The organism is Streptomyces sp. YIM S03343 (assembly GCF_054729195.1).
In genome coordinates this window covers 1,729,538-1,754,514 of record NZ_JBPUKX010000001.1, presented here as the reverse complement: position 1 = coordinate 1,754,514, position 24,977 = coordinate 1,729,538, and the positions used below count along the sequence as shown (strand labels likewise).

The 24,977-nt window shown below is 71.2% G+C and carries 23 protein-coding genes; 12 read left to right on the top strand and 11 right to left on the bottom strand.

Annotation, left to right across the window (positions count from 1 at the left end; translation table 11 throughout):
- Positions 1-2 precede the first annotated feature (2 nt).
- Both pucL and ACSYGN_RS07705 read left to right on the top strand, forming a co-directional pair.
- The gene (gene pucL / locus ACSYGN_RS07710; protein WP_460393221.1) at positions 3-929 is read left to right on the top strand and encodes a factor-independent urate hydroxylase; all 927 of its coding nucleotides are present in this window, start codon (positions 3-5) and stop codon (positions 927-929) included.
- A 90-nt stretch (positions 930-1,019) separates the two neighbouring features.
- On the top strand, positions 1,020-2,411 hold the full coding sequence (locus ACSYGN_RS07705; protein WP_460393219.1) for an 8-oxoguanine deaminase: 1,392 nt from the start codon (positions 1,020-1,022) through the stop codon (positions 2,409-2,411).
- Positions 2,412-2,484: 73 nt separating this feature from the next.
- On the opposite strand, the gene ACSYGN_RS07700 is transcribed toward ACSYGN_RS07705, so the two are convergent.
- From ACSYGN_RS07700 to ACSYGN_RS07690, 3 genes are all read right to left on the bottom strand, one after another.
- A complete protein-coding gene (locus ACSYGN_RS07700) occupies positions 2,485-2,910 on the bottom strand; it encodes an acyl-CoA thioesterase (RefSeq protein WP_460393217.1) in 426 nt (141 codons plus the stop codon).
- A 62-nt stretch (positions 2,911-2,972) separates the two neighbouring features.
- On the bottom strand, positions 2,973-3,599 hold the full coding sequence (locus ACSYGN_RS07695; RefSeq protein ID WP_460393215.1) for a hypothetical protein: 627 nt from the start codon (positions 3,597-3,599) through the stop codon (positions 2,973-2,975).
- 159 nt (positions 3,600-3,758) lie between these two features.
- Positions 3,759-4,967, bottom strand: a complete 1,209-nt coding sequence (locus ACSYGN_RS07690) for a pyridoxal phosphate-dependent aminotransferase (protein WP_460393213.1) — start codon at positions 4,965-4,967, stop codon at positions 3,759-3,761.
- Positions 4,968-5,053: 86 nt separating this feature from the next.
- Between ACSYGN_RS07690 and ACSYGN_RS07685 the strand changes: the two genes are divergently transcribed.
- Positions 5,054-5,731: a winged helix-turn-helix transcriptional regulator gene (locus ACSYGN_RS07685; protein ID WP_460393211.1), complete on the top strand. Its 678-nt coding sequence runs from the start codon at positions 5,054-5,056 to the stop codon at positions 5,729-5,731.
- A gap of 221 nt (positions 5,732-5,952) precedes the next feature.
- Here the strand turns inward: ACSYGN_RS07685 and ACSYGN_RS07680 are convergent, their stop codons facing one another.
- The 3 genes from ACSYGN_RS07680 to ACSYGN_RS07670 are packed head-to-tail and all read right to left on the bottom strand — an operon-like array spanning position 5,953 to position 9,676.
- Positions 5,953-6,792 carry a hypothetical protein gene (locus tag ACSYGN_RS07680; RefSeq protein ID WP_460393209.1) on the bottom strand — a complete coding sequence of 280 codons (840 nt, stop codon included), beginning with the start codon at positions 6,790-6,792 and terminating at the stop codon, positions 5,953-5,955.
- Positions 6,792-8,057, bottom strand: a complete 1,266-nt coding sequence (locus tag ACSYGN_RS07675) for a VWA domain-containing protein (protein ID WP_460393207.1) — start codon at positions 8,055-8,057, stop codon at positions 6,792-6,794. The genes ACSYGN_RS07680 and ACSYGN_RS07675 overlap by 1 nt, the downstream gene beginning before the upstream one ends.
- Before the next feature lie 32 nt (positions 8,058-8,089).
- Complete coding sequence (locus ACSYGN_RS07670; RefSeq protein ID WP_460393205.1) at positions 8,090-9,676, bottom strand: IucA/IucC family protein; 1,587 nt, start codon at positions 9,674-9,676, stop codon at positions 8,090-8,092.
- A 123-nt stretch (positions 9,677-9,799) separates the two neighbouring features.
- On the opposite strand from ACSYGN_RS07670, the gene ACSYGN_RS07665 reads away from it, so the two are divergent.
- Complete coding sequence (locus ACSYGN_RS07665; RefSeq protein WP_460393203.1) at positions 9,800-11,311, top strand: IucA/IucC family protein; 1,512 nt, start codon at positions 9,800-9,802, stop codon at positions 11,309-11,311.
- Positions 11,312-11,404: 93 nt separating this feature from the next.
- Entirely contained in the window at positions 11,405-12,319 is a 915-nt protein-coding gene (locus tag ACSYGN_RS07660; protein ID WP_460393201.1) for a HipA family kinase, read from the top strand.
- A gap of 26 nt (positions 12,320-12,345) precedes the next feature.
- Here the strand turns inward: ACSYGN_RS07660 and aceB are convergent, their stop codons facing one another.
- A complete protein-coding gene (gene aceB / locus ACSYGN_RS07655; RefSeq protein WP_460393199.1) occupies positions 12,346-13,986 on the bottom strand; it encodes a malate synthase A in 1,641 nt (546 codons plus the stop codon).
- Between the two features lie 157 nt (positions 13,987-14,143).
- Positions 14,144-14,758, bottom strand: a complete 615-nt coding sequence (locus ACSYGN_RS07650; RefSeq protein ID WP_460393197.1) for a nucleotidyltransferase family protein — start codon at positions 14,756-14,758, stop codon at positions 14,144-14,146.
- A 220-nt stretch (positions 14,759-14,978) separates the two neighbouring features.
- On the opposite strand from ACSYGN_RS07650, the gene ACSYGN_RS07645 reads away from it, so the two are divergent.
- Positions 14,979-15,299: a DUF5955 family protein gene (locus ACSYGN_RS07645; RefSeq protein WP_460393195.1), complete on the top strand. Its 321-nt coding sequence runs from the start codon at positions 14,979-14,981 to the stop codon at positions 15,297-15,299.
- Between the two features lie 129 nt (positions 15,300-15,428).
- Here ACSYGN_RS07645 and ACSYGN_RS07640 read toward each other — a convergent pair whose 3' ends face one another.
- Positions 15,429-16,220 (bottom strand): IclR family transcriptional regulator, encoded by a 792-nt coding sequence (locus tag ACSYGN_RS07640; protein WP_460393193.1) that lies wholly within the window; start codon positions 16,218-16,220, stop codon positions 15,429-15,431.
- 326 nt (positions 16,221-16,546) lie between these two features.
- Between ACSYGN_RS07640 and allB the strand changes: the two genes are divergently transcribed.
- The 4 genes from allB to ACSYGN_RS07620 all read left to right on the top strand — a co-directional run bounded on the left by allB (position 16,547) and on the right by ACSYGN_RS07620 (position 20,794).
- The gene (allB, locus tag ACSYGN_RS07635) at positions 16,547-17,905 is read left to right on the top strand and encodes an allantoinase AllB (protein ID WP_460393191.1); all 1,359 of its coding nucleotides are present in this window, start codon (positions 16,547-16,549) and stop codon (positions 17,903-17,905) included.
- Positions 17,906-17,955: 50 nt separating this feature from the next.
- Entirely contained in the window at positions 17,956-19,143 is a 1,188-nt protein-coding gene (gene alc, locus ACSYGN_RS07630) for an allantoicase (protein WP_460393189.1), read from the top strand.
- An 80-nt stretch (positions 19,144-19,223) separates the two neighbouring features.
- Positions 19,224-20,039 carry an AIM24 family protein gene (locus tag ACSYGN_RS07625; protein WP_460393187.1) on the top strand — a complete coding sequence of 272 codons (816 nt, stop codon included), beginning with the start codon at positions 19,224-19,226 and terminating at the stop codon, positions 20,037-20,039.
- Between the two features lie 128 nt (positions 20,040-20,167).
- A complete protein-coding gene (locus tag ACSYGN_RS07620) occupies positions 20,168-20,794 on the top strand; it encodes a dihydrofolate reductase family protein (RefSeq protein WP_460393185.1) in 627 nt (208 codons plus the stop codon).
- A 93-nt stretch (positions 20,795-20,887) separates the two neighbouring features.
- Here the strand turns inward: ACSYGN_RS07620 and ACSYGN_RS07615 are convergent, their stop codons facing one another.
- Positions 20,888-21,283: a guanyl-specific ribonuclease gene (locus ACSYGN_RS07615; protein WP_460393183.1), complete on the bottom strand. Its 396-nt coding sequence runs from the start codon at positions 21,281-21,283 to the stop codon at positions 20,888-20,890.
- Positions 21,284-21,457: 174 nt separating this feature from the next.
- On the opposite strand from ACSYGN_RS07615, the gene ACSYGN_RS07610 reads away from it, so the two are divergent.
- Positions 21,458-22,645 carry a cytochrome P450 family protein gene (locus ACSYGN_RS07610; RefSeq protein WP_460393181.1) on the top strand — a complete coding sequence of 396 codons (1,188 nt, stop codon included), beginning with the start codon at positions 21,458-21,460 and terminating at the stop codon, positions 22,643-22,645.
- A gap of 154 nt (positions 22,646-22,799) precedes the next feature.
- Here ACSYGN_RS07610 and ACSYGN_RS07605 read toward each other — a convergent pair whose 3' ends face one another.
- Positions 22,800-23,822, bottom strand: a complete 1,023-nt coding sequence (locus tag ACSYGN_RS07605; RefSeq protein ID WP_460393179.1) for a Gfo/Idh/MocA family protein — start codon at positions 23,820-23,822, stop codon at positions 22,800-22,802.
- A 129-nt stretch (positions 23,823-23,951) separates the two neighbouring features.
- Between ACSYGN_RS07605 and ACSYGN_RS07600 the strand changes: the two genes are divergently transcribed.
- Positions 23,952-24,689, top strand: coding sequence for a GntR family transcriptional regulator (locus ACSYGN_RS07600; RefSeq protein WP_460403285.1), 738 nt, complete (start codon positions 23,952-23,954; stop codon positions 24,687-24,689).
- Positions 24,690-24,977 lie beyond the last annotated feature (288 nt).

The following is a 24,977-nucleotide window of genomic DNA, read 5'->3' as shown; positions in this document are numbered from 1 at the left end:
TCATGACCGACCAGTCCCGCCCTGCCGCGCCCGCCAGGGCCGTCCGCCCCGTGCTGCTGGGCCAGAACCAGTACGGCAAGGCCGAGTGCCGCGTCGTACGGATCACCCGTGACGGCGCCACCCACCACATCAAGGACCTGAACGTCTCCGTCTCGCTCTCCGGCGCCATGGACGAGGTCCACTACTCCGGCTCCAACGCCAGTGTCCTGCCGACGGACACCACCAAGAACACGGTGTACGCGTTCGCCAAGGAGCACGGCATCGAGTCCGCCGAGCAGTTCGGCATCCACCTCGCCCGGCACTTCGTGACCTCGCAGCCGTCCATCCACCGGGCGCGCATACGCATCGAGGAGTACGGCTGGGAGCGCATCGCGGGCGGGCACTCGTTCGTACGGCAGGGGCAGGAGGTCCGGCTCGGCCAGATCACCTACGACGGCTCGTCGTGGGAGGCCGTGTCGGGGCTCAAGGACCTTGTCGTGATGAACACGACCGACTCGGAGTTCTGGGGCTACGTCAAGGACAAGTACACGACGCTCCCCGAGGCGTACGACCGCGTCCTGGCCACCGAGGTCTCCGGCCGCTGGCGCTTCAACTGGATGGGCGAGGAAGCGGACATGCCCGACTGGAACACCTCGTACGAGGAGACGAAACGGCACCTGCTCACGGCGTTCGCCGAAACCTACTCCCTCTCGCTCCAGCAGACCCTGTACCAGATGGGCGCGCGGATCATCGAGCACCGCGAGGAGATCGACGAGGTCCGCTTCTCCCTCCCGAACAAGCACCACTTCCTGGTCGACCTGGCGCCGTTCGGGCTGAAGAACGACAACGAGGTCTACTTCGCCGCCGACCGCCCGTACGGCCTGATCGAGGCCACCGTCCTGCGGGACGGCTGCGAGGCGAGGATCCCCGCGGACCTCACCAATCTCTGACGGCGAAAACAGCGAAAACGGCATACGGACAACGGCTGACGAGGAACGACTGACGACGAACGGCTGAGGCCGGAGGAAGGACCGACCGCCATGGCAGCAGCAGCAGCCGGCGCGCAGCGCACGGTGATCGAGAACTGCGCGATCGCGACCGTCGATCCCGCAGGCACCGAGTACGCGAGCGGGTATGTCGTCATCTCCGGCAACCGGATCGAGTCGCTCGGAGCGGGTAGGGCCCCCGAGGGACCGGCGGATGTCGTACGGCGCATCGACGCGACCGGGCACCTGGTCACGCCCGGGCTGATCAGCACCCACCACCACTTCTACCAGTGGATCACCCGGGGCCTGGCCACCGACCACAATCTCTTCGACTGGCTGGTCGCCCTCTACCCGACCTGGGCGCGGATCGACGAGCCGATGGTGTACGCCGCGGCGCAGGGCTCGCTCGCGATGATGGCGCGCGGCGGGGTGACGACCGCCATGGACCACCACTACGTCTTCCCCAAGGGCACCGGCGACCTGTCCGGCGCGATCATCCGCGCAGCGGATGAGATCGGCGTGCGCTTCACCCTGGCCCGCGGCTCCATGGACCGCAGCGAGAAGGACGGCGGACTGCCGCCCGACTTCGCCGTGGAGACCCTGGAGGGCGCCCTGGCCGCCACCGAGGAGACCGTCCACCGGCACCACGACCCTTCCCCCGACGCGATGACCCAGGTGGCCGTGGCCCCCTGCTCGCCCTTCTCGGTCTCCACCGAACTCCTCCGCGAGGGCGCGGAGTTGGCCCGTCGGCTCGGCGTGCGGCTGCACACGCACGGCTCGGAGACCGTCGAGGAGGAGAAGTTCTGCCACGAGTTGTTCGGGATGGGTCCGACCGACTACTTCGAGTCCACCGGCTGGCTCGGCGAGGACGTGTGGATGGCGCACTGCGTCCATATGAACGACTCCGACATCGCCGCCTTCGCCCGCACCGGCACCGGTGTCGCCCACTGCCCGTCCTCCAACGCCCGGCTCGCGGCCGGTATCGCCCGGGTGCCCGACATGCTGGCCGCCGGGGTCCCGGTCGGCCTGGGTGTCGACGGCACCGCGTCGAACGAGTCGGGCGAACTGCACACCGAACTGCGCAACGCCCTGCTCATCAACCGCCTCGGCGCCCACCGCGAGTCCGCCCTCACCGCCCGCCAGGCGCTGCGTCTCGGCACCTACGGCGGTGCCCGGGTCCTGGGCCGTGCCGCCGACACCGGCTCACTGGAACCCGGCAAGCTCGCCGACCTGGTCCTCTGGAAACTGGACACCCTGGCCCACGCCTCCATCGCCGACCCGGTGACCGCCCTGGTCCTCGGCGCGGCGGCCCCGGTCACGGCGTCGTTCGTGAACGGCCGCCAGATCGTCGAGAACGGCCGCCTGCTGCACGCGGACGAGGACGAGATCGCCCGCACGACGAGGGCGGAGGCCCAGCGACTGGCGAGGATCACCGCCGGGGACTGACCAGGGAGTTGCGCAATCCCGGCGGCGGACCCGTGCCCGGTGCCACCTTGGCCCTGACCGGCCCTGACCGGCCCTAGAGCCCGAACGGACCCAGTTCGCTCGCCAACTCCTTGAAGATCTCACGGGGATCGGTGACGAGCTTCCGCGCCTCAAGGTCGAGCAGTCCGCCGACCGCGGTGATCTCCGCCGCCACCGTTCCGTCGTCGGTCTTGCGGATCTCCTGGCGGATCCGGAACGTCTTGCCGCCGCCCCACTCGAACTCGCAGGTCACGTCGACCTCGTCGCCCGCGAGCAGTTCACGGCGGTAGCGGATGGTGGTCTCCAGCGCGACCGGGCCGACCCCGCGGCCGATCAGGCGGGCCTGGCTCACTCCGTACGCCTGGAGCATCGACCAGCGGGCGTGCTCCGCGTAGTTGACGTACACCGCCTGGTTGAGGTGACCCTGTACATCGGTCTCGTACCCGCGGACGGTCACACGGACGGAATACGGTTCGCTCACGACTTCCCCTTCTCGTGCACGACAGAGTGATCCCCCGTTGATCCCCTGATCCTGGCATGCGCTCACACCCGCCGAGGGGACGCCAGCAGATATCGCGCTCTTGACCGCGGCTCGGTGTGCTCCCCGGCCTGCCAGCCGGCCCGCTCCAGCGTGACCGCGCAGGCGCGCAGTGGCTCGCCCTCCGGCGCGTAGACGGCGACCGCCTCGGGCTGCGAGGTGGCGCGCACCCGGTAACCGTCGGTGCCGCCGGGCCCGGCAGGCGGATGCCCGGCCGCCTCCAGGGCCAGCGCGGCGGCCCGCACGAGATGCGTACGCTCCCACCTGCATGGCCGGTCCCTGGCCCCGTCCGCGTTGCTCATGCGCCGCAGCTCCAGCAGCCCCTCCCAGGCGCTGCGCACCTCCCGCACCCGCGCGGGCCCGTCCGCCACGGCCTCCTCCTCGCCCCCGACCCGCGCGGCGAAGCCCCCGCCGCCGCCCGGCGTCGACGCCACGGGCGGCTCTGCGACGGCCTCCCGCATCCGGTGCCCTGCGGGCGTCAGGAAGTGATCGTGCGGCGGCCGAGGATGCCGGAACGCCAGCCCCCGCTTCACCAGCGTCGCAAGCTGAGCCTCGGTCCCCCGCAGCCGTCCGCTGACAGGATCGGCACCGTCGATGACTCGCCGCAGGGCGGCACTCGGCGCTCGCACCACTATGCCCACCTCCCCGGCCGCGATCCCGGCAATGTCTGAACCCCACAATGTCTGAAGACTACGACCGGGGTCTGACAACGGGCCGTGGCGGCGGGCCGTGCCCGCGCGGTGTGGCGGCGGGGTGCGGCGGCGGGGTGCGGCGGTCCGCCGCGGCTGCCCCTACTGCCGGTATCCGCTGAGGAAGCGCCCGATCCTGCCGATCGCCGTCTCCAGGGTCTCGGCGTGGGGGAGGGTGAGGATGCGGAAGTGGTCCGGGGTGGGCCAGTTGAAGCCGGTGCCCTGGACCACCTGGATCTTCTCGCGGAGCAGCAGGTCCAGGACGAACTTCTCGTCGTCGTGGATGGGGTGGATCTTGGGGTCGATGCGCGGGAAGGCGTAGAGCGCGCCCTTCGGCTTGACGCAGGAGACGCCCGGGATCTCGTTCAGCTTCTCCCAGGCCACGGTGCGCTGCTCGTGGAGCCGGCCGCCCGGTGCGGTCAGGTCCTTGATGGACTGGCGGCCGCCCAGCGCGGCCTGGATGGCGTACTGCGCGGGCGCGTTGGCGCACAGGCGCATGGACGCCAGCATGGTGAGGCCCTCCAGATAGTCCTTCGCGTGCTGCTTCGGGCCGGTGATCACCAGCCAGCCCGAGCGGAAGCCCGCCACGCGGTAGGTCTTGGAGAGGCCGCAGAAGGTGAGGACGACCAGGTCGGGGGCGAGCGCGGCGACCGAGTGGTGCACGGCGTCGTCGTAGAGGATCTGGTCGTAGATCTCGTCGGCGAAGACCATCAGGCCGTGCCGCCTGGCGAGGTCGAGGATGCCCTCGACGATCTCCATCGGATAGACCGCGCCCGTGGGGTTGTTGGGGTTGATGATGACCACGGCGCGGGTGCGGTCCGTGATCTTCGACGCCATGTCGTCCAGATCCGGGTACCAGTCGGCCTGTTCGTCGCAGAGGTAGTGGACCGCCTTGCCGCCGGCGAGGGTCGTCACTGCCGTCCACAGGGGGAAGTCCGGTGCGGGGATGAGGACTTCGTCGCCGTCCTCCACAAGTGCCTGTACGGCCATGGAGACCAGTTCGGAGACACCGTTGCCCAGGAACACGTCGTCGACGCCTACCTCCAGACCCAGCGTCTGGTAGCGCCCGGCGACCGCCCGGCGGGCGGACAGGATGCCGCGCGAGTCCGTGTAGCCGTGAGCCTGCGGGAGCATCCGGATCATGTCCTGGAGGATCTCCTCCGGCGCCTCGAAACCGAAGAGTGCCGGGTTGCCGGTGTTCAGGCGGAGCACGCTGTGGCCCGCCGCCTCCAGCGCGTCCGCGTGCTCGATCACCGGACCGCGGATCTCGTAACAGACTTCGCTGAGCTTGCTGGACTGCCGGAACTCCATGCGCCGCTTCCCCTCCGCTAAAGGTCTTGCTTGGTTTTACCAAGTGGGAGCTTGGAAAGTCCAACATCTTGTCTAGACTGCGTCGCATGTCACCTCGCCGAAGCTACGACCAGTACTGTTCCACCGCCCGTGCGCTCGACCTCGTCGGCGACCGCTGGACCCTGCTGATCGTCCGGGAGCTGCTCGCCGGGCCGCGCCGCTACACGGACCTGCACGCCGATCTGCCGGGGGTCAGCACGGACATGCTCGCCTCGCGGCTGAAGGACATGGAGCGGGACGGGCTCGCCACCCGGCGGCGCCTGGCCCCGCCCGCCGCCGTCTTCGTCTACGAACTCACGCCTCGCGGGCGCGAGTTGCAGCCCGTGCTGGAGGCACTCGGGAAGTGGGGCGAGCCCGAGCTGGGAGAGCGGCGGCCCACCGATGCCGTACGCGCCCACTGGTTCGCGCTCCCGCTGCTGCGGGGGCTGCGGCAGGGCGGCGCGGATCGCCTCATGGACGGCGTCACGGATCGCGTCACGGATGAGGGCGGTCTCGTCGAAGTGCGGTCGGAGGAGGGGGACTTCCATCTGCGGCTGGGCGGCGAGGAGGGGCCCGTCTACGGTGCCGGGCCCGCGCCGACCGAGCCCGACGCGCGGCTCGTCCTGGACCCCGGTGTCTGTGCGGCCGTTCTCCGGGGGGAGACGGATGTGCTGGACGCCGTGCGGGACGGGCGGATCCCGGTGACCGGTGACAGCACGCTGGCCAAGGCGCTGCGGGAGGTGTGAGAGCGGTTCCCGCTCCATGCGGCCTGCGCCCCATGCGGCCTGCGCCCCATGCCGCCTGCGCCCCAAGCGACGTGCGCTCCATGTGGCGTGGGCTCCGCGCGACATGGAGCGCACGCCACATGTGGCGTGGGCTCCGCGCGACATGCGCTTCACACGGCGTGGGGCCCGCCGCGCGTGTATGCGCGGCGGGCCCCACCCGCGACCGTGCGACCGTTGTCGCCTCAGATGTTCGGCGGTACCTGGCGCGGCCGTCCCGATCCGCGCGTCAGCGCATAGCCGCCGATTCCGGCCAGGGCGGCCAGGACTCCGCCGATCCCCGTCCAGATCCAGCGGTCGGACCACCAGCCGGACGACCAGCCTCCGTCGGGCTCGATGCTCGACAGCACGGCCGACTTCACCGAGTTCGAGTCGTCCGAACCGGAGTCCTCCGAAGCCGACTTCACCGCGATGCCCGGCACCAGCGGCTTCGCCAGCGTGCCGTCCACCGCCGCCGAGCCACCGATGTCCTTGGAGTCCACCTGGACCTCGGCGCTCATCGGCTTGCCGAGGTCGGAGGAGCCGAAGTTCAGCGCCGTCAGCCGGATGTAGTACGTGCCCGGCAGCGGGTCGTCGGCCCACGGCTCCGACCAGCCGCGGACCGTGCGCAGCACACAGGCCAACTCGACCGACGTGGTGCCCTGGGCCGCGGTCCGCGTCTGGGCGCCGTACTGGCAGGCCTGACGGCGCCGCAGACCGTCGTAGACGTCCACCTGCCAGGTCTCGGTGCTGTGCGAGTCCGGCAGCTTCACCGTGGCCTTGACGGTGGGCCGCTGGCCCGCGTCGGCCGGGAACGACCAGTACATGTAGTCACTGGTCGAACCGCTCGCTGTGGCCTTCTGCCCCTGGTCGATCTCGGTCGCCGTACGGAACGACGTGCCCGCCTGGGTGGGCGCGCTGCTGTCGCCCGAGGCGCTCGGCGAGGGCGAGGAGTCCGCCGCCGCCGGACCGGCCAGTCCGGCGGTCATGCCCACGGCCATGCCCGCGGCCAGCAGTGCCGCGCTCAACACACGTGTGATCCACATCAGTTCGTCCTCCAGACGGCGACCCGCCAGCGCGACACCCAGCCCCACAGAAGACCCGCGACAAAGCCGGTCAGCACCAGCGCGCCCAGCAGCCACCAGCCGCGGCCGAGGCCGAAGGAGGCCACGTCGCTCGCCTGGTCGGGACCGCCCACGACGTCGACGGTCAGCTCCAGCGGCAGACCGGGCGTGCTCTTCACCCCGGCCGCCGCGGAGAAGGAGTTGGTGACCTGGAGACACACCGTCTCCGCCGGGGCGTTCTCGTCGTCGCTCTCCGCCTTCGGATAGCGCAGACCCGTGGAGATCACGTCCGTACGGCCGTCGCCCGCGGCCTCGCCGCGCACGATCTCTCTGCCGTGCACCGTGACCGCCCGCAACAGCACCCCGTAGTCGGGGTTGACGGTGCGGTCGTCGGCCACGCTCACCGAAGCCCGCAGCTCCTGGCCGGGCTTGACGTCGACCTTGTACCAGCGCTGCCGGCCGAACTCCGCACGGTCGGTGTAGAGGCCCGACTTGAGGGCCGGCGCCTGGGAGCACTGGGTCGCGCCCTCGGTGGCGACCGGTGTCACCACGGGATCCGCCGCCCGGTCCACCAACTGGCCGACCCGGTCGGTCAGTTCCTCCTTGTGCTGCACGGAGGTGTACGTGCCGCCGGTGGCCTCCGCGATACAGCTCAGCTGGACGCGGGTCTTGGCGTCCGGCACCAGGCCGAGGGTGTCGATGGTCAGCCCGATGCCCTTGGCGGCTATCTCACGGGCCACCTCGCACGGGTCCAGCGGCTGGCAGGTGTCCTCGCCGTCGCTGATGAGGACGATGCGGCGGGTGCCCTCACCGCCGTTGAGGTCGTCCGCCGCCTTCAGCAGTGCGGGTCCGATCGGCGTCCAGCCGGTCGGCGCCAGCGTCGCCACCTGGGTCTTCGCCTCGGTACGGTCCAGGGTGCTGACCGGGTACAGCTGCGCGGTGTCCTTGCAGCCCGTCTTCCGGTCGTTGCCCGGGTAGTTGGCGCCGAGGGTGCGGATGCCGAGCTGGACCCCTTCCGGCGTCGCGTCGAGCACTTCGTTGAACGCCTGCTTCGCCGCGGCCATCCGCGTGCCGCCGTCGATGTCCCTGGTGCGCATGGAACCGCTGACGTCCAGGACCAGTTCGACCTTCGGGGAAGCCTGCGAGTTCGTCTCGTCGGCGGCCGCCGAGGCCGGGAAGGCCAGTCCTGCCGTCAGGGCGGCGAGCAGGGCACAGACTCCTGCCGCCAGCCGTTGTGTTCTGATCATCGGCGGATCTTATTGAGCCGAGGGGCCCGGCTTCAAAACGAGAGAGGGACAAATGGGTTGGGCAGCGCGGCCCATTGGTCACCGGGCGTCCCTCGTGATAGCCGCATCAGCGTCAACGCCTTGGTGGGCAGCGGTCCTTCGCGGAGCGCGGCCAGGTCGGGCGTGCGCGGCAGATCCGGTGCGGCCGTCTCCAGCGCCGCCCGCAGCGCGGTGGCCGAACCCGCCAGGGCGGTCAGCGCGCCCGCCACGAGCGAGCCGAACAGCTTGCGCCGCAGGGCCGTCACGTCGTCGGTGAGGATCCGCGCGGGCAGCTCGGACATTGCGATCCCGTGCGCGGCCAGCCTGGCGGGCCCGACGCGGATGTCGGCGAGGTCCCGGTACACCAGCCGCACCGGAGCGCCGGACTCGTCCAGCACCACCAGGAGATTCTGACCGTGCGCCTCCAGCGCCACACCCAGCTCCAGCAGACGCAGCCCCACGGTGAGCGCGAGCCGGGCGAACTCGGTGAGCCAGGAGGGGGATCGGGGGAGATCGGTGGTGGCGAGAGCGGCCACCGGCAGGACACGTTCCCCGCTGCGCGCGTACACCTGCGGCGACTCGCGCAGCACCGCCGCCAGATCCGGTGAGCCGTCCGTGGCCGCGCCCAGTGTGCGGGTGGTGTGCAACAGGCCGCCGGTGTACGCCTCGAACGACTCGGCGAAGGCGGAGAGAGCGGCCGACGCGCGGACCGAGCCGACGGAGATGTCCCGCACGGAGGAGGTGAGCCGGGTGGTCAGCGCGGTCTTCACATGCAGGCCGTGCGGGCCGTGTGGGCCGTTCGGGGAGTGCGGGTCGTGCGGGGCGGCGGGGAGGGCCAGGGTGCGCAGGGACATCAGCGGGTGCGCGTCGAGTATGCCGGTGTTGTCGTAACCCCCCGGCCGCTCGCCCCGCTTGAGGACGTGAGCCGCCTGCCAAGGGTGCACCGGGATCAACAGCCGCCCCCTGTCCCGCAGTTCCTCCGGCCACACCCCCGACACCAGGCACTGTTCCGCCGGGACGGGGACCACACCGAGCCGTACGACCGGCCGGTGCTCGGGGCCGTAGGCCAGCTGTTCGGCCACCGAGAAGCCGGGCCGGGAACGGCAGTTGGGATGGAAGGGATGACCGTCCACCACCCGCTGCTCCCACATCCACTCCCGGTCCGGGCCCTGCCACTGGTCCGGGTCCTGCCGCCGGTCCGGCTGATCGGCCCGTGAGAGCGCCAACGAGGCGGTGCTGTCCGCCAGTTCATCGGCGAAGTCGGCGCCGTGCGGCACGCCGAGATCGTTCATCAGGCGGGCCGGGTCGTCGTGGGTCACCGTATCGAGGTGGACGGCGGTGACATGGTCGCCGGTGGCGTAGGGATCGGCCGCGGGCCCGCGCAGCCGGCGCCCGTCGCCGAGGGTGAGGACGAGTTCGTCGCCGTCGTACGCCCGCCCGGCGACCCATGGCAGCGGCTCGTACGCCAGCGCCCGCCACAACCGGGACAGCACGGCCGCCCGCGCGCCGGGCAGCTCGGCCGTGTACCGGGGCACGAGAGCGGGGCGCAGAGCGGCCAACTCGTCGGCGACCTCGGCCTCAGCGGTGGGGAAACGGCGCACGGTCGGCTCCTGGATCGGTTGAGCGTCGGCCACGGTGGCGGCCGATCGGTGGTGCGACGGCCACGGTGGCGGCCGCCGGGATTCATACTGGTCGTGATCCCACCATGCGGATGTAGGGAACGAATGGACCGCCCCCAGCTCATGCCCCCCGACGGCGATGTCGCAGCACTCGCGGATGCGTACGCGGCGGCACCGCTGCTCAACTGCCTGTTCAGGGAGATCGCCGAGCCGTGCGGCGACGAGGGAGAACGGCGGACGTACCGGCTGCCCGGCAGCGGCAGGCTGCTCAAAGTGCTCGACGGCAGACGGCCCGGCCGTCCCGAGGTGCAGTCGGCCGGTGCCTGGCAACGCATCGGCCACCCCGAGCTGGTGAAACTGGTCGCGGAGGAACTGCACCGCCACACCGGGATCGTCAACGACGAACTGCCGGCCGAGATGATCGACAGCCGGCACGCGGTGGCCGCGCTGCTCACCGCGCGGGCGCGCGCCACGGCGCCCGATGACCCGTATCTGCGCTCCGAGCAGTCGTTGATCACCGGCCATCCGTATCATCCCGCGCCCAAGGCCCGCGGCGGCGGCCCGGTCGCGGCGTGGCTGCCGTACGCCCCCGAGGCGCACGCCCGCTTCCCGCTGGCGCTGCTCGGGGTGCGGGAGGACACGGTGGCGGAGGAGGGCGACACCTCCGCCTTGGACGCCCTGGGCACCGCGCCACCCGGTTACCGGCTCCTGCCCGCCCACCCCTGGCAGCTCGACCTCGTCGCCCGCGAGCTGGCCCCCGCCTTCGCCGACGGCCGTCTCGTCCGCCTCGGCACCACCGCGTCCGCAGTCTGGCCCACGGCGGCCATCCGCACGGTGTACGCACCCGGGGACGACCTGTTCCTGAAATTCAGCCTCGATGTACGCATCACCAACGACATACGGCGGCTGTGGCGCCACGACCTGCTGAAACTCCGCCGCACGGACGCCCGGGCCGCTGCCGCGTTCGGCGCCGCCGGTGCGCCGCCCGCCGCCTGGCTCAGCGACCGCGCCTACCGCACCGCGGACTTCGCCTTCGAGGAACTCGCCGTCGTCGTCCGAGACGGACTGAACGACCATCTGCCGCCCGGTACGACGGCGCTGCTGGCGGCCGGGCTGGCCGAGGGCTTCGAGGGCAGCCCGCTTCAGGACGGCCGTACGGCGCCGGACGCCTGGTGGCGGGCGTATCTCCGCCAGGTCGTCCCACCGGCCCTCGCGGCCTTCGCCGAGCACGGCGTCGTGGTCGAGGCACATCTCCAGAACACGCTGGTCGCGGTCGACGCCGAGGGCATGCCGGTGCGGGCGCTGTTCCGGGACGCGGAGGGCGTGAAACTCCTGCCGGAGGTGGACCGGGCGGCGGGCTGGCAGCGGCTGGTGTACTGCCTCGTCGTCAACAACCTCATGGAGATCGCCGCGCTGCTGGCGGACCACCACCCCGGCTTCGACCCGTGGCCCGCGGTCCGCCGCGAGCTGGCCCGCCGGGACGACCTGCCCGAGACGGCGGCGCTGCTGGGCGGGGCGGCACTGCCGGGCAAGACCAACCTGCTGCTGCGGTGGACGGGCGCGGACGGCGCCGACGCGCGGTATCTGGGTGTGGCGAACCCGCTGGGTGCGGGGTGACGGCGGGCTGACGAGGCGCGGTGCACTCGGGGCCGGGGCCCTCGCCGGAAACCCTGAGGATTCGAACCGGCGTTCTCCCTTACGCTGGCCGGTGTGCTGCGTGATGTGACTGCTGTCCGGTATGTGACCCCCCTCCGCTCCGGCGGCTCCGTCCCCGGAATCGTCGAGGCCGACGACCTCGGGACGTACGTCGTGAAGTTCACCGGGGCCGCGCAGGGGCACAAGGCGCTGGTCGCCGAGGTGATCGTGGGGGAGCTGGCGAGGGCGCTCGGGCTGCGGTTCCCGGAGCTGGTGCTGGTCCACTTCGATCCGGCGCTGGCCGCGCACGAGCCGCACCAGGAGGTGCGCGATCTTCTCGACGCCAGCGACGGGCTCAACCTCGGCATGGACTATCTGCCGGGCGCGAAGGACTTCACACCCGAGATCGCCAAGACCTTCCCGGTCGACCCGCTGGAAGCAGGGAAGATAGTCTGGCTGGACGCGCTCACCGTCAATGTCGACCGGACGATCCACAGCTCCAATCTGATGATCTGGCCGACCTTCGGCACCGCGCCCGCGCACCTGTGGCTCATCGACCACGGCGCGGCCCTCGTCTTCCACCACCGCTGGGACACCTCGGAGCCCACGAAGGCCTACGACTTCCGGCACCACGCACTCGGCCACTACGGCCCCGATGTGCGCGCCGCCGACGCCGCACTCGCGCCCGAGGTCACCGAGGACCTGCTGCGCGGCATCCTGGCCGAGGTACCGGACGCCTGGCTCGCCGGTGAGCCGGGCTTCGCGAGCCCCGACGCGCTCCGCGAGGCGTACATCGGCTATCTCGCCGCGCGTGTCCGGGCCTCCGCCGCCTGGCTGCCCACCGACTTCCCGAGCCGTGACCAGATCGCCGCCGAGGAGGCCGACCGCGCGGCGCGCACCCGGCGCGGTCGGCCCGGCTGGCTCAAGCAGGTACCCGACCTGCACGGCGAACCGGCGGCCGAGCAGGACTGGTCCGTGCACCTGGGGTGACGGACGCGCAGTGCGGAGCCGGGAGTTCAGCCCTCCAACTGCTCGTAGGCGGGCAGGGTGAGGAAGTCGGCGTAGTCCTCGTCCAGCGCGACCTTCAGCAGCAGGTCGTGGGCCTGCTGCCAGTGGCCGGCGGCGAAGGCCTCGTCGCCGGTCTCGGCCCGGATCGCGGTGAGTTCGTCGGCCGCGACCCGGCGGGCCAGGTCGGCGGTGACCCGCTCGCCGTTGTCGAGGACGACGCCCGCGTTGATCCACTGCCAGATCTGCGAGCGGGAGATCTCCGCCGTCGCCACGTCCTCCATGAGGTTGAAGATCGCGACCGCCCCGAAGCCCTGGAGCCACGACTCGATGTAACGGATGCCGACCTGAACCGCGTTGACGAGGCCCGCGTACGTCGGGTGGGCGTCCAGCGAGTCGATCGCGATGAGGTCGTCCGCCTTGACGTCGACGTCCTCGCGCAGCCGGTCCTTCTGATGCGGACGGTCGCCGAGGACCCGGTCGAAGGACTCCATGGCGAGCGGCACCAGATCGGGGTGGGCGACCCAGGACCCGTCGAAACCGTCGTCCGCCTCACGGTCCTTGTCCGCCCGGACCTTCTCGAAGGCGACCCGGTTGACCTCGGCGTCCCGGCGTGACGGGATGAACGCAGCCATCCCGCCGATCGCGTGCGCGCCGCGCTTGTGGCAGGAGCGGACCAGGAGTTCGGTGTACGCGCGCATGAACGGGGCCGTCATGGTGACCACGTTGCGGTCCGGCAGGACGAACTTCGCTCCGCCGTCGCGGAAGTTCTTGACGATCGAGAACAGATAGTCCCAGCGGCCCGCGTTCAACCCGGAGGCGTGGTCCCGGAGTTCGTAGAGGATCTCCTCCATCTCGAACGCGGCCGGGATCGTCTCGATGAGGACCGTGGCCCGGACGGTGCCCTGCGGGATGCCGAGGTGGTCCTGGGCGAAGACGAACACGTCGTTCCAGAGCCGGGCCTCCAGATGCGACTCGGTCTTCGGGAGGTAGAAATAGGGGCCCTTGCCGAGGTCGAGCAGACGCCGCGAGTTGTGGAAGAAGTACAGCCCGAAGTCCACGAGGGCGCCCGGCACCTGCTGCCCGTCGACCAGCAGGTGACGCTCGCTCAGATGCCAGCCGCGCGGGCGCATCACGACCGTCGCGAGTTCCCCCTCGGGGCGCAGCGCGTACGTCTTGCCGGAGACCGCGTCCGTGAAGTCGATCTTCCGGGCGTAGGCGTCGATCAGGTTGAGCTGGCCCAGAACCACGTTCTCCCAGGTGGGCGCCAAGGCGTCCTCGAAGTCCGCGAGCCAGATCCGGGCGCCCGAGTTGAGAGCGTTGACGGTCATCTTGCGGTCGGTGGGGCCGGTGATCTCGACGCGCCGGTCCTCCAGGGCCGGGGGCGCCGGGGCCACCCGCCAGGAGTCGTCCGCCCGGATGGCGGCGGTCTCCGGGAGGAAGTCCAGCCGGGAGGTGCGGGCGATCTCGGCACGGCGCTGCGCCCGGCGGGCGAGCAGCGCGTCACGGCGCGGAGTGAACCGCCGGTGCAGTTCGGCGACGAAGGCGAGGGCCGCGTCGGTGAGGACCTCGTCCTGCCGGGGCAGCGGCTCGGCGGCGATGACGACACCCGCCGGGGACGTGGGCCCGGACGGCGACGCTGGTGCGGACATGAGCGGTCACTTCCTTCACCCGGGTACTCTTCTGAAGAGTGGACGATAGATTCCTCATCGTGGAATTTCAATCGGTGCCGACTGGGATGCCGGGCGGGTGCGAGCGGGCGGTGTGCGGGTACGAGCGGGTGCCGTGCGGGGTGACGCGGGCGCCCGGTCACTCCAGGTGCCGGGCCAGGTCCTCCGTCGTGTCGATGTCGTACGGCTGTGCCACGTCCCCGCACTCGACGAGCCGCAGCGCGTCGCCGTGCGCCTTCAGATAAGCGCGTGCCCCGCGGTCCCCGCTCGCACTCGCCGCGACCCCTGCCCAGTGAGCCGACCCGAGCAGCACCGGATGGCCGCGTGTCCCGTCGTAGACGGCGGAGACCAGCGACGCCTCGCCCTCGTACGCCGCGCACACCCGCCGTACCGCCGCCGCCCCGATCCCCGGCTGGTCGACCAGCGACACCAGCGCGGCGCCTGCCCCCGTCCCCGTCAGCGAGGCGAGCCCGGCCCGCAGTGAGGACCCCATGCCCCGCTCCCAGTCCGGGTTGTGGACGAGCACGCAGCCGGTCAGCTCCGCCCGCTCCCGTACGGCGTCGGCGGCCGCCCCCAGCACCACGTGCACCCGGTCGCAGCCCGCCGCCCGCAGCACGCCGACCGCGTGCTCGACGAGCGGCCGCCCGCGGTGCGTGAGCAGCGCCTTGGGCCGCCCGCCGAGCCGCCGTCCGCCGCCGGCGGCGAGCAGCAGTCCGGCAATGGGGCTCGTGATCGGATTTTCGTTCTCGGTCATGAATTCCTGCATGCCTGACCGGAAGCCGACCGGATCCGTTCCATGGGCTGATTTTCGGTCCATGGAGTGGCGCACGGCACATCGGGTGGCGTTAACTGACCCGCGTCCCCCGGCGCCCGACCAACGCCACGGGGACGGGGTGGGAGTACGCACGTCAGGCGCGCCGTGGTGCGGTGCGTGAAGGGGGAGAGCTGTGTTGCGGAGCTTGGGACAGAGGTCGGTGACCGGCAGCGACGAGGATCCGAGGGTGGCGGGGCTGCGTACCGCCGTGTCCCGGTTACGACGTGAACTGGCCGCGCATCCCGCCGAGTTCCCCGATCGCACGATCGCCGAGGACGAACTGGCGGCGCTGGCCGCAATAATGGCGAGCGGCAGCCCCGAGGTCCCGCGCCTGCGGCGCTCGCTGCTGCTGATCGCCGGGTCCATCGGCTCGGTCAGCGCGCTGTCGCGGGGGCTGTCGGATGTGCGGGCGGCGGTGGATCTGTTCGGGGAGCCGCCGCGGGGCCGAACCGGCGGCGACATCGTTTCCGCCGGGGAGTGACGAGCCACCAGGGCCCGGCAGGGCGCAGGCGCGGGTCCCGGATGTACGGGCCCCAGGTGTGCGATTCCTGGGTGTGCGGGTCCTGGATGTGCGGCCGACCAGGGTGAGGGGCAGGCCCCGGTGAAGGGCTCAGGCGCCCGTCCCCGCCAGTGCCTGCGACAGCTCGTCCGCCACCTGCCGAAGCGCCGGAACGATTCGCTCCATGGCCTCCTCCGTGACGCGTCCGGCCGGGCCGGAGATGGAGATCGCCGCGGGGGTGGGGGAGCCGGGCACCGAGACCGCGAGACAGCGGACGCCCATCTCCTGCTCGTTGTCGTCGACCGCGTACCCGAGCCGGCGCACATCGTCCAGCGCGGCGAGGAAGCCGTCCGGCGTGGTGATCGTCTTCTCGGTGGCGGCGGGCATCCCGGTGCGGGAGAGCAACGCGCGCACCTCGTCGTCCGGCGCGTCGGCGAGCAGGGCCTTGCCGACACCCGTGGAGTGCGGCAGGACACGCCTGCCGACCTCGGTGAACATGCGCATCGAGTGCTTGGACGGCACCTGGGCGACGTAGACCACCTCGTCCCCGTCCAGCAGGGCCATGTTCGCGGTCTCGCCGGTCTCCTCGACCAGCCGGGCGAGATGGGGGCGGGCCCAGGTGCCGAGCAGCCGGGATGCCGACTCGCCGAGCCGGATGAGGCGGGGGCCGAGCGCATAGCGCCGGTTGGCGTGCTGACGTACATAGCCGCAGGCCACGAGGGTGCGCATCAGACGGTGGATGGTGGGCAGCGGCAGCCCGGTGTGCGCGGCCAGCTCGCTCAGGCCGACCTCGCCGCCCGCGTCCGCCATCCGCTCGAGCAGTTCGAAGGCGCGCTCGAGGGACTGGACCCCACCGCTCACGGACTTGGCGGAGCCGGTATGGGGGGCGCTGGACGGCGGCACGACGCGTTCCTTTCGCGACTGGCGTGAAGGGCAGCAGCGTACCCGGCAGCCGTTCGATTCTGTGGCGGTGCGCGAACTCGTACTGCTTCCCGGAATTTTAATTTCGCGTTGTGGAAACGTCCAGGGTGCGGCCACTTGGTCTTGACGGCATTCGGGCGGGGATGAAGACTCCTGACTCCCATCAACAGAAGTTGAATTCCGTTACGCGGAAGTAAATCGTGTTTCCTGGCCATGACAGGAGGAGCGGGGACTCGGTGGAGCCGGTGGAATCGGAAGAGACGGTTGGGCCGGGTGCGGCTGCGACAGGTAGTGAGGCGGGTGAGTCGATGGCTCCTGCCGGACGCGGGGAATCCGTGGACCTGATTCTTCGATCGACGCGCGTCATCACCCCCGAGGGCACGCGGGCGGCCTCCGTGGCGGTCGCCGCCGGACGGATCGCGGCCGTGCTGCCGTACGACACGCCGGTCGCGCGGACCCACGCGCGCGTGGCGGACTTCGGCGACGACGTCCTGATGCCCGGCCTTGTCGACACCCACGTGCACGTCAACGACCCGGGCCGCACCGAGTGGGAGGGCTTCTGGACCGCCACGCGCGCGGCGGCGGCCGGTGGCATCACCACTCTGGTCGACATGCCGCTCAACTCCGTCCCGCCGACCACCACCGTCGGCAACCTCCGCACCAAGCAGGCGGTCGCCGCGGACCGGGCGCACATCGACGTCGGCTTCTGGGGCGGCGCCCTGCCCGGCAATGTGGCGGACCTGCGCCCCCTGTACGAGGCCGGCGTCTTCGGCTTCAAGGCGTTCCTGGCGCCGTCCGGCGTGGACGAGTTCCCGCACCTCGACCAGGACGGACTCGCCCGCTCGCTGGCCGAGATCGCGGATTTCGGCGGGCTGCTGATCGTGCACGCCGAGGACCCGCAGCAACTGGACACGGCCCCGCAGAGCGGCGGCCCCCGTTACGCGGACTTTCTCGCCTCCCGGCCGCGACACGCCGAGGACACCGCGATAGCGCACCTCATAAAGGCGGCGAAACGCCTCCACGCGCGCGTGCACGTGCTCCACTTGTCCTCCGGCGACGCGCTGCCCCTGATCGCCGCAGCCAAGGCCGACGGCGTACGGATCACCGTGGAGACCTGCCCGCACTATCTGACCCTGACGGCGGAGGAGGTCCCGGACGGGGCGAGCGAGTTCAAGTGCTGCCCGCCCATCCGTGAGGCCGCCAACCAGGACCTGCTGTGGCGGGCGCTGGCCGACGGCACGATCGACTGCGTGGTCACCGACCACTCGCCGTCCACGGCCGACCTGAAGACCGCCGACTTCGCGACGGCCTGGGGTGGCATCTCGGGCCTGCAGCTCAGCCTGGCGGCCGTGTGGACGGGGGCACGCAGGCGTGGACACGGTCTGGAGGACGTGGTCCGCTGGATGTCGGCGCGCACGGCGGCGCTCGTAGGACTCGACCGCAAGGGCGCCATCGAGTCCGGCCGCGACGCCGACTTCGCGGTCCTGGCACCCGACGAGACCTTCACCGTGGATCCGGCGGCCCTCCAGCACCGCAACCGCGTCACGGCGTACGCGGGCCGGACCCTGCACGGTGTCGTGAAGTCCACCTGGCTGCGCGGTGAGCGCGTCTACGCGGACGGCGAGTTCACCGAGCCGAGAGGCACGCTCCTCACCCGCACCCCCTGAGCCGTCCGCCGGGGTGAACCGGCGGCTTCCGACGTCAGAAGGGCACCCCAGTGGCAGCGACACCGCGCTTCACCGGCGACGCCGACCCCTACGGCGGCGGCGACCCGTACGCGGACTACCGCACCGCCGACTTCCCCTTCGCGCACCGCTTCGCCGACCTCGCCGACCGGCGGCTCGGCGCCGCCGTGATCGCCGCCGATGACGAGTTCTTCGCCCAGCGCGAGAACCTGCTGCTGCCGGGGCGTGCCGAGTTCCGTCCCGAGCACTTCGGGCACAAGGGCAAGGTCATGGACGGCTGGGAGACCAGACGGCGGCGGGGCACCGGCGCAGGGGACCCCTGGCCCGCGGACGACGACCACGACCGGGCGCTGATCCGGCTCGGCGCGCCCGGCGTCGTACAGGGTGTGGTCGTCGACACTGCGCACTTCCGCGGCAACCATCCGCAGGCGGTGTCGGTCGAGGGCGCGTCCGTGCCCGGCTCGCCGTCCCCGGAGGAGCTGCTCGGCCCGGGCGTGCGGTGGACGACCCTCGTACCGCGCACCCCGGTCGGCGGTCACGCGGCGAACGGCTTCCCGGTGACCGTCCAGCGGCGCTTCACCCATCTGCGCCTCAACCAGCATCCCGACGGCGGCATCGCGCGCGTGCGCGTGTACGGCGAGGTCGTGCCGGACCCCGGGTGGCTGGCGGTGCTCGGCACCTTCGACGTGGTCGCCCTCGAGAACGGCGGCACGGTCGAGGACGCCTCGGACCTGTTCTACTCGCCCGCCGCCAACACCATCCGCCCCGGCCGCTCCCAGCGGATGGACGACGGCTGGGAGACCCGCCGGCGCCGCGACCGGGGCCACGACTGGATCCGCTACCGGCTGGCCGCGCAGTCCCTGATCCGCGCCGTCGAGATCGACACGGCGTGTCTGCTGGGCAACAGCGCGGGCTGGGCATCCGTGTCGGTGCGGGACGGGCGACAGACCGGGGAGGCACCTGCCGACGATGCCGTGACCAGCGGGGTCGACGGGGTCGACGGGGTCGACGGGGTCGGCGAGTGGCGGGAACTCGTCCCCCGCACCCGTCTTCAGCCCGACACGAACCACCGTTTCGTCCTGCCGGACCCCGCTGTCGCCACGCACGCGCGCGTGGACATCTTCCCGGACGGCGGTATCTCCCGGCTGCGCCTGTACGGCTCGCCCACCGAGGAGGGCGCGGCCCACCTGGCGGACCGTTACCGCCGGCTGGAGAGCTGAGCCGGGCGTGCCGCACGCGCGCGTGTACGCCGTCCGGGACCGGCAGGAACTCCCGAAGCCGCCTCCCGCGTTCTCCCCGTGTGACCCTTCAGCAAGAGATCGTCGGCAACGCCATGCAGATGGCGGTCGTCAGCCTGAACCCCGGCCAGAGCGTGTACTGCGAGGCCGGGAAGTTCCTGTTCAAGACGACGAACGTGACCATGGAGACCCGGCTGTCCGGCTCGTCGAGCGGCGCCGGAGGCCAGCAGGGCGGCGCCGGCGGCGGCATGGGCGGGATGCTGCGGCAGGCCATGGGCACCGCCATGCAGGCCGGCCAGCGCGCGCTGGCGGGCGAGTCGCTCGCGTTCCAGTACTTCACCGCCCAGAGCGGCGAGGGCACGGTCGGCTTCGCGGGCGTGCTCCCCGGCGAGATGCGCGCACTGGAGCTGGACGGCACGCGCGCGTGGTTCGCGGAGAAGGACGCCTTCGTGGCCGCCGAGTCCGGTGTCGAGTTCGGCATCGCCTTCCAGGGCGGCCGTACCGGCATGAAAGGCGGCGAGGGCTTCATCCTGGAGAAGTTCACCGGGTACGGCACGGTGATCATCGCGGGCGCGGGCAACTTCATCGACCTCAACCCGGCGGACTTCGGCGGCCGTATCGAGGTCGACACCGGCTGTGTGGTCGCCTTCGAGGAGGGCATCCGGTACGGCGTCCAGCGCGTCGGCGGCCTCAACCGGCAGGGGATCATGAACGCCGTCTTCGGCGGCGAGGGACTGTCCCTGGCCACCCTGGAGGGCAACGGCAGGGTGATCCTCCAGTCGCTCACCATCGAGAGCCTGGCCAACGCCTTGAAGAAGGCCCAGGGCGGCGACAAGCAGGGGCCGACAGGAGGCCTGTTCTCGACGCACGCCGGGTGAGCGGAGGAGTGGCGGGTACCGCGGAGCCGCCCGACGGCGGACACCGCGGCACCGCACCGATGAGTTGCGGGCGCCGACGAGGTCTGAGGTGATGACAACAGACCCCGCTGAAGGAAGAGGCATCCGTCATGGGCAAGCTCGTCTCCACGGTCTTCGTCACCCTCGACGGCGTCTACCAGGCCCCCGGCGGCCCCCAGGAGGACACCAGTGGCGGCTTCACCCAGGGCGGGTGGAGCTTCGTCTACGGCGACGACGACTTCGGCCGTTTCGTCACCGACGTCTTCAGCCGCTCCGGCGCCTATCTGCTCGGACGTCGTACGTACGACATCTTCGCCTCGTACTGGCCGAAGATGACCGACCCCGCCGACCCGATCGCCTCCAAGCTCAACTCCCTGCCGAAGTACGTCGCCTCCAGCACCCTGACCGACCCCTCATGGGCGGGCACCACGGTGCTGAACGGCGATCTCACCAAGGAGGTCACCGGGATCAAGGAGCACACCGACGGCGAACTCCAGGTGCACGGCAGCGGCGCGCTGGTCCGGTCCCTGCTGGCGCTCGACCTCGTCGACACCCTGCACCTGCTCACCTTCCCGGTGGTGCTCGGCGCGGGCCGGCTGCTGTTCCCCGCGGGCACCGTACCGACCGCGTTCCGGCACACCGGCGGAAGCGTCACCGCCCGGGGCGTCTCCATCCAGACGTACGACGTGGCCGGCCGCCCGGAGTACGGCGACTACACGGTTCCGGACGAAGCGTGACGACCCGGTGCCGACAGACGCCGGAGGCCCGGCCGCATGCGGGGCCGGACCTCCAGCGGGTCGCACCGTTCCTGTGGCTGAGACGTGGGGGACTCAGCAGCCGAAGTCGATCAGGTCGAACGTGACGTAGTGGTCGGAGGTGTAGTAGTCCTCCTGGTACTGCTGACCGGTCACGATGCGGCGCGCGCCACGCGTGGTGGAACCCGGCGTGATCACCGTGTACTCGTGGTAGTAGCCGGTGGAATGGCTGGGCAGGACTCCTTCCCGGTTCTGGAAGACGGCGCCGTCCTGCGAGTACGGGAAGGGGCCGCCCTGGTCGATCAGGTCGAGCGTGTCGTACGCCTGGGAGGGCAGGTCGCTGTAGCAGATGCTGCCGACGGACGCGGCGGCGGCGTCCGCCGTGCCGGCGGAGACGGTGCCGCCCACGAGGACGGCGGACAGCAGCGCGACAGCGGCGCCGATGCGGGTTGCGCGTGGGGGGAATCTCATGCCCTCATGATGACGCGCGTAGACCATGGCATGTCAATGACAACTTGGGGATTTCTCCCGTCGCGTCCGATGACTTTTCCGGAAGTTAACTTCGGGAACGAAATCCCCACCGGGTCATGGGCACCTGAAGGCCGGTGCGAACGTTGTCGGGGTAACCGGAGGGGGATGGGAACCATGACCACAGAAGTGATCGACTTAGGGGACTTCGGCATCGGGTTCAGGGACGACCCGCACCCCGTCTACGCGTCCTTACGGGAGCGCGGCCCGGTGCACCGGGTGCGGCTGCCGGCGCCCGACGAACGGCTGGTGGTCTGGCTCGTGGTCGGGTACGACGAGGCGCGCGCGGCGCTCGCCGATCCACGGCTGGCCAAGGACGCCTCGAAGATCGATCTCGGGTTTCCCGACCAGGGGCTGATCGGCCGGCATCTGCTGTCCGCCGACCCGCCCGAGCACACCCGACTGCGCTCGCTGGTGTCGCGCGCGTTCACCATGCGGCGCGTGGAGGCGCTGCGGCCGAGGGTCCAGGAGATCACGGATCAACTGCTGGACGCGATGCTGCCACGGGGCCGGGCCGACCTCGTGGAGTCCTTCGCCTACCCGCTGCCGATCACGGTGATCTGCGAACTGCTCGGTGTGCCCGAGCTGGACCGCGCCGAGTTCCGCAAGATGTCCACGGAGGCGGTGGCGCCGACCAGCGCTGACAGCGAGTACGAAGCGTTCACCAAGCTCGCCGCCTACCTGGAGGAGCTGATCGAGGACAAGCGCTGCGCCGGGCCGAGCGACGACCTGCTCAGCGAACTCCTGCGCACCACCGCCGAGGACGGCGACCGACTTTCCGCCGGGGAACTGCGCGGAATGGCCTTCCTCCTGCTCATCGCGGGCCATGAGACCACCGTCAACCTCATCGCCGGCGGGGTGCACAACCTGCTCACACACCCCGACCAGCTCGCCGCGCTGCGCGCCGACCCCGGCCTCGTCGACGGCGCGGTCGAGGAGATGCTGCGCCATGAGGGCCCGGTGGAGAACGCCACGTTCCGGTTCGCCACCGAGGACCTGGAGATCGCCGGTGTGAGCATGGCGAAGGGCGACCCGGTCATCATCGGTCTCAGCGCGGCCGACCGCGACGCCGGGCGGTTCCCGGACCCGGACCGCTTCGACATCCGTCGCGACACCCAGGGCCATCTGGCCTTCGGCCACGGCATCCACTTCTGCCTGGGCGCCCCGCTGGCCCGCCTGGAAGCGCGCACGGCGATCCGCTCCCTGCTGACCCGCGCCCCCGGCCTGACCCCCGACGGCCCACCCGGCGAATGGCTCCCCGGCACCCTGATACGCGGGCCGCGGAGCTTGCCGGTGCGGTGGTGACGTAGGCGGGGATCCCGGGCCCTGGGGCTCGGCGGGTCAGTCGGCAACGGGCAGGCGCTGGGGTCCCCCTCTGGGGAGGCGACCTGTCAACGCTCGGTGGGGCCTGCCCCCAGGCCCCCCGCGGTGCGCGCTGTCTGTGTGGTCCGGCCCGGTGTCACCCGTACGCCGGTACCGGGCCGCCCGGGAGCTCCGCCAGGGCCACCGGTCTGCGCTCCCGTCTGGAGATCTCGCACGCCTCGGCGATCCGCAGGGCCTGGAGGGCCTCTCGGCCGTCGCAGGGGTTGGCCCGTTCACCGCAGACCACCTCGACGAACGCCTTCAGTTCGGCCTCGTAGGCGGCGCCGAAGCGGTCCAGGAAGCCGGTCCACGGCTTGTCCGCCGCCGGAGGGCCGGTCGGTTCGGTGGACGCGACCGGGGTGCGGTCGTCCAGCCCCACCACGACCGTGTCCCGTTCCCCGGCGAGCTCCATACGGACGTCGTACCCGGCGCCGTTGAGCCGGGTCGCGGTGGCCGTGGCCAGCGTGCCGTCGTCCAGGGTGAGCAGGGCGGCGCCGGTGTCGACGTCTCCCGCCTCGCGGAACATCGCGGGCCCGGCGTCGGACCCGGTGGCGTACACGTCGACGGCTTCGCGGCCGGTCACCCAGCGCACCACGTCGAAGTCGTGGATGAGGGTGTCCCGGAACAGCCCGCCGGACAGCGGCAGCCACTCCGCCGGGGGCGGCGACTGGTCGCAGGTCATCGCGCGGACCGTGTGCAGCCGTCCGAGGCGGCCCGAGCGCACGGCCTCCCGGGCGCCGGTGTAGCCGGTGTCGAAACGGCGCTGGAAGCCCATCTGGAGAACCGTGCCGGCCGACTCGACCTCGGCGATCGCATGGAGTGTGCCGGGCAGGTCCAGGGCGATGGGTTTCTCGCAGAACACCGGGAGCCCGGAGCGCGCCGCCCGGCCGATCAGCTCGGCGTGCGCAGCCGTCGACGTGGTGATCACCACGGCGTCCACACCCCAGGTGAAGATCTCGTCGACCCCCGGAGCCGCCGTCTCCCCGAGCCGGAGGGCCAGCTCCTGGGCCCGTGCCGGACTGGTGTCCGTGAGGATGAGAGAACCCACCTCGTGATGGCGACTCAGTGTGTTCGCATGAATCGTGCCGATGCGGCCCGTACCGATGACCCCGATGCGCATGTAGACAAAGTGTGCGCCGAGTGCGCGCGCTGTCAATGCATATGTCCTGACAATCAGACGACCCAACTTCCCGTCAACCAGCAGCGGGACTACGCTCGCCCCGTGCCCAAAGCAGAAGTGGACCCGACCGTGCAGCTCGAACTCAGTGTGGACCGGAGCTCTCCGGTGCCGTTGTACTTCCAGCTCTCCCAGCAGTTGGAGGCCGCGATCGAGCGCGGGTCGCTCACTCCGGGCAGTCTGCTGGGCAACGAGATCGAGCTGGCCGCGCGGCTCGGGCTGTCGCGGCCCACCGTCCGTCAGGCGATCCAGTCCCTCGTCGACAAGGGCCTGCTGGTCCGCCGCCGGGGCGTCGGCACCCAGGTCGTGCACAGCAAGGTCAAGCGCCCTCTGGAGCTCAGCAGCCTCTACGACGACCTGGAGGCGGCCGGTCAGCGCCCGGCGACCAGGCTGCTCGTCAACACCGTCGTCCCGGCGTCCACCGAGGTCGCCGCAGCCCTCGGGCTGGCAGAGGGGAGCGAGGTGCGCCGGATCGAACGGCTGCGGCTGACCCACGGCGAGCCGATGGCATACATGTGCAACTATCTGCCGCTCGGCCTTTTCGACTTGGACACCGGGCAGTTGGAGGCCACCGGGCTGTACCGGTTGATGCGCGCGGCCGGGATCACCCTGCACAGTGCCCGCCAGTCCATCGGCGCGCGCGGCGCCACCGCCGTCGAGGCCGAGCGGCTGGGCGAGCCCGAGGGCGCCCCGCTGCTCACCATGCAGCGCACCACGTTCGACGACACCGGCCGGGCGGTCGAGTTCGGTGATCACACCTACCGGCCGTCGCGGTATTCGTTCGAGTTCCAGTTGCTCGTGCGTCCCTGACGGTCCCGTGCTTGTGTGTCCCTGAACGTCCCCCTGCTGGTGACGTTCGGGCCGCGGGCCGCTGGCTGATCATCGTCGAAAAATCTTGGCCGAATCCCGACGGGTGTCGCGCCACGCTCGTCACAATGTAAGGACAATGCGATTACCGTGCGTTCGTCGGGCATGTGACGCAAGAGTCACGTGTAACGAAATGAGGCGCATGGGGCTCATGAGGTCATGTACCCGTCGCTCCCCGTGACGGCTGTGGGCGGGTGCCTGTCTCGCACAGTACGGCCACCAAGGCCTGAT